The sequence below is a fragment of the Paraburkholderia sp. genome, from assembly GCF_034668105.1.
Lineage (GTDB): Bacteria > Pseudomonadota > Gammaproteobacteria > Burkholderiales > Burkholderiaceae > Paraburkholderia.
Genome location: NZ_JAXDPY010000015.1, coordinates 1 through 4504, shown reverse-complemented (window position 1 = coordinate 4504; position 4504 = coordinate 1). Strand labels below are relative to the sequence as shown.

The window sequence follows — 4504 nt, the reverse complement described above, 5'->3', positions numbered from 1 at the left end:
CTTGCAAACGCCGGCGTCCAACCTCAATGTTTGCCGGTACTTCCAAAACCACCCGCACCTCGCTCGCTTTCCGCGAAATCATCCACGATATTGAACTCGGCCTGGACCACCGGCACGATCACGAGTTGCGCGAGGCGCTCCAGCGGATTCAGCACGAAGGTGGTTTCGCCACGATTCCACGTCGAGATCATCAACTGACCCTGGTAATCCGAATCGATCAGGCCGACCAGGTTGCCCAGCACGATACCGTGCTTATGACCCAGACCTGAGCGCGGCAGAATCAACGCCGCATAACCCGGGTCGCCTACGTGAATTGCCAGACCCGTCGGCACCAATGCGGTTTCGCCGGGTTTCAGCGTCAACGGTTCGTCGAGGCAGGCACGCAGGTCGAGGCCCGCGCTGCCGGTGGTTGCGTAGGCCGGGAGTTGGTCGCGCATGCGCGCATCGAGAATCTTCAGGTCGAGTTTCATGCAGGGTCGAAGGTTTAAGGGGTGGAGGCCGGGCGTCCGAGTTGGAACGCATCGGCGAGAAGTTCATAGGAGCGCAGCCGCGCGCGGTAGCTGCCCGATACAGTGAGCACGATCAATTCGTCGGCCTGGAACTGCTCCTGCAAGGCGTGGAGCCGTTCAGTGACCGTTTCCGGTGTGCCGATGATGCTGCGCGGTTTCTCGCGATCGATCACGAGGCGCTCGCGTTCGCCATATTCCTGGGCGATGCCTTGTTCAATGGTCGGGATCGGTTCATTCAAGCCATAAGCCATTTGCACGCGACGCAGGTCGACGGCCTTTTCCAGGTCGGCTGCTTCCTGTTCGGTGTCCGCGCAGACCACGAATACGGCTGCGGCCAGATAGGCTTGCTGCGCTTCCTGGCTGGCTTTGAAGCGCTCGCGATAGGCCTGCGCGACCTGGTGCCCGAAATGCGCGTTGATGAAATGCGCGAACGCAAAGCGAATGCCGAGTTGCGCCGCCAACAAGCCGCCGAATTCGCTCGAGCCGAGCATCCAGAGTTGAGGGCGTGTGCTGACTTGCGGTTGCAACAGCACACCGTGCGCGAGATGACCTTCGGGCAGCGTGCCGTGCATCAGGCCGACCAGATCCGCGACTTGCTGCGGAAAAATGTCGCCGCGATTGTAGGCGCCACCCGCTACCGCTTGCGCCGTATGCATATCGCCGCCCGGCGCGCGGCCCACGCCAAGGTCGATGCGATTCGGAAACAGCGCCTCGAGCATCATGAATTGCTCCGCAACCTTGAACGGGCTGTAGTAGGGCAACATGATGCCGCCTGAGCCCAGGCGAATGCGCTGAGTCACACTGCCGAGGCGCGCCAGCATCACTTCGGGGCACGGATTGGACACGCCGCGCAAACCATGGTGTTCAGCACACCAGTAGCGCGTGTAGCCGAGATCATCGGCGAGTTGGGCGAGTTCGACGGTGGCGGCGATCGCGTCCGCCACCGAGTGCCCGTCAATCACGGGCGTTTGATCGAGCACGGAAAGTAGCGTCATGGCAGTACTGCTCCAGATGATTCGATGCGCCAGAGGCGCAGGCGGCGAACGCGGCAGGCGCCGCCGCGCGCGGTTTTAGCGGATCAGACTTGTGTCGGGCAGACGTCTGGCAATTTCAACGATCAAGGCGCGCGCGAGCGTCTGCTTGTCGGCGCGCGGCAGCTTCGTGGCGCCCCCTGCCTCGAACAGGATCACCTCGTTGTCGTCGAGACCGAAAGTCAGCGGGCCGAGATTGCCGATCAGAAGCGGCACGTTCTTGCGTATGCGCTTCTCTTCGCCATGCACTTCGAGCTCGCCGCTCTCCGCTGCAAAGCCAACTGCGAAGGGCGGATGCGGCAGTCTGGCGACCGCTGCCAGAATGTCCGGATTCTCGACGAACGTGAAGGTGGGCAGTGCGCGATCGGCGGTCTTCTTGATCTTGTGGTCGCTGGCGTGATCGACGCGCCAATCGGCCACCGCGGCCACGCCGATGAAGATGTCGGCGTCGGCGACCGAGCGCATCACCGCGTCGTGCATTTGCTGCGCGGTTTGCACGTCTTCACGGAACACGCCCCACGGCGTTTCCAGCGCAACCGGGCCCGCGACCAGATGCACTTCGGCGCCCGCTTGCTGCGCGGCGCGCGCGAGTGCAAAGCCCATCTTGCCGCTCGAACGGTTGGTGATACCGCGCACCGGATCGAGTGGTTCGAACGTCGGCCCCGCCGTCAGCAACACGCGACGGCCGGCCAGAATCTTGGGCGAGAAGAACGAGGCGATTGCCTCAAACGTGGCGGCGGCTTCGAGCATGCGCCCGTCGCCGATTTCGCCGCACGCTTGCGGACCCGAGTCCGGACCGAGCACTTCGACGCCGTCGCCGCGCAGTTGCGTGACGTTGCGCTGGGTGGCGGGGTTCTGCCACATCTGCCGGTTCATTGCCGGTACGACGAGCAGCGGACAATCGCGCGCGACACACAGCGTCGAGAGCAGATCGTCGGCCATGCCGTGCGCGAGTTTGGCGAGGAAGTCGGTCGAGGCGGGCGCAATGACGATCGCGTCCGCTTCACGCGAGAGGTCGATGTGCGCCATGTTGTTCGGCACGCGTCCGTCCCATTGGCTCGTGTAGACCGGACGGCCCGACAGCGCCTGCATGGTGACAGGCGTGATGAACTGCGTGGCCGCTTCGGTCATCACGACCTGCACGGTCGCGCCAGCCTTGGTCAACAGGCGCGTGAGTTCGGCGATCTTGTAGCAGGCAATGCCGCCCGTCATGCCGAGGACGAGGTGTTTTCCTGCGAGTTCTGCGGTTGCCAACGAAAGCCTCCGACAAAGCATGATGGCGCGCGAGGGCCATGAGTTTGACCCATGATCTGGCCACTAAGCACCGCCCCCGGCGCGGCCCTGATCATTGTCCAAGCGGGCTGCGGTGCCCGCCCCTGTTACCGCGAGCCGCGCACCCGCCGCAGCTCGTCGAGGACCAGCAGGATCGCGCCGATCGTGATCGCGCTGTCGGCGAGATTGAACGCCGGCCAGTGCCACGTGCGTACATGAAAGTCGAGAAAGTCGATCACATGGCCGTACGCGAGCCGGTCGATCACGTTGCCGAGTGCGCCGCCGAGAATCAGCGAAAGCGCCGCGCAGAACATTTTCTGCCCGCCGTGACGCTTGAGCAGGTAGCAGATCACCAGTGCCGCGACCACGCCGAGCGCGGTGAACGCCCAGCGCTGCCAGCCGCCCGCCATCGCGAGGAAACTGAAGGCGGCGCCGCGGTTGTACACGAGGATCAGGTTGAAAAACGGCGCGACCTCATGCGGAACACCGTAGGCGAACACCTTCTGGACCGCGATCTTGGTGAGCTGATCGAACAGGATCACGATCAGCGCGACGCCGAGCCACGGCGCCAGCGAACTGTTGCTGGCCGACGTTTTCGACATGGTTTTTGCCATTATGCCGCGCTCCTCGTTTCACCGCTGCCGAACAGATTGCTGAAGCAGCGGCCGCACAGCGTGGGGTGTTCGGCGTGCGCACCGACGTCCGCGCGGTAGTTCCAGCAGCGTTCGCACTTCAGATACTTCGAGGCGATCACGTCGACACTTTCTTCCGCTTCGCTATCGACCTTGACGACGTTCGCCGCCGACGTGATCAGCACGAACTTCAGGTCGTCGGCGAGGCTCGCGAGCGCGTCGTAACGCGCGCCGCTCGCGCGGATTTCGACTTCCGCCTGCAGCGACGAACCAATCAGGTTCGCGCCGCGCGCTTCTTCCAGCGCCTTGGTCACGTCGCTGCGCGCGGCGCGCAGCAGCGTCCATTTGTCGAGCAGCTCGCCCGCGTCCGGCACGGCCGGGAACGCGTGATAGGTCTCGGTGAAGATCGTTTCGCTGTTCGGCTGGAAGATCTTCCATGCTTCTTCCGCGGTGAACGACAGGAACGGCGCCATCTGGCGCAGCAGGCCATGCGCGATGTGATACAGCGCGGTCTGAGCCGAACGGCGCGCGACGGAATCTGCCGCCGTGGTGTACAGGCGGTCTTTCAGCACGTCCAGATAGAAGCCGCCCAGGTCTTCCGAGCAGAACGTCTGCAGCTTCGCGACCACCGGGTGGAACTCGTACTTGTCGTAGTGCGAGAGGATGTCGTTTTGCAGATTCGCCGACAACGCCACCGCATAGCGATCGATCTCAAGCCAGTCTTCGACCGGACGCGCGTGTTGCGCGAAGTCGAAATCCGACAGGTTCGCGAGCAGGAAGCGCAGCGTGTTGCGGATACGGCGATAGCCTTCGGTCACGCGCTTCAGGATTTCTTCGGAGATCGCCAGTTCACCCGAGTAATCGGTCGAGGCGATCCACAAACGGATGATTTCCGCGCCGAGGCGATTCGCCACTTCGTGCGGATCGATACCGTTGCCGAGCGACTTGCTCATCTTGCGGCCTTCGCCGTCCACAGTGAAGCCGTGCGTGAGCAGCGCGTTGTACGGCGGACGGCCGTCGAGCATCGAGGCGGTCAGCAGCGACGAGTGGAACCAGCCAC

The 4504-nt window shown here is 63.5% G+C and carries 5 protein-coding genes; all 5 read right to left on the bottom strand.

Features of this window, described 5'->3' with window-relative positions; all coding sequences use genetic code 11:
• Positions 1 to 23: 23 nt before the first annotated feature.
• Positions 24 to 470 (bottom strand): dUTP diphosphatase, encoded by a 447-nt coding sequence (gene dut, locus QOC89_RS00715; RefSeq protein WP_179733932.1) that lies wholly within the window; start codon positions 468 to 470, stop codon positions 24 to 26.
• A gap of 14 nt (positions 471 to 484) precedes the next feature.
• On the bottom strand, positions 485 to 1504 hold the full coding sequence (locus QOC89_RS00710; RefSeq protein ID WP_323043265.1) for an LLM class flavin-dependent oxidoreductase: 1020 nt from the start codon (positions 1502 to 1504) through the stop codon (positions 485 to 487).
• Positions 1505 to 1579: 75 nt separating this feature from the next.
• Positions 1580 to 2794 carry a bifunctional phosphopantothenoylcysteine decarboxylase/phosphopantothenate--cysteine ligase CoaBC gene (gene coaBC / locus QOC89_RS00705; protein WP_323043264.1) on the bottom strand — a complete coding sequence of 405 codons (1215 nt, stop codon included), beginning with the start codon at positions 2792 to 2794 and terminating at the stop codon, positions 1580 to 1582.
• 125 nt (positions 2795 to 2919) lie between these two features.
• Positions 2920 to 3426, bottom strand: a complete 507-nt coding sequence (gene lspA / locus QOC89_RS00700) for a signal peptidase II (RefSeq protein ID WP_323043263.1) — start codon at positions 3424 to 3426, stop codon at positions 2920 to 2922.
• On the bottom strand, positions 3426 to 4504 hold a 1079-nt coding region (locus tag QOC89_RS00695; RefSeq protein WP_323043262.1), incomplete at its 5' end, for a class I tRNA ligase family protein. The genes lspA and QOC89_RS00695, both read right to left, overlap by 1 nt.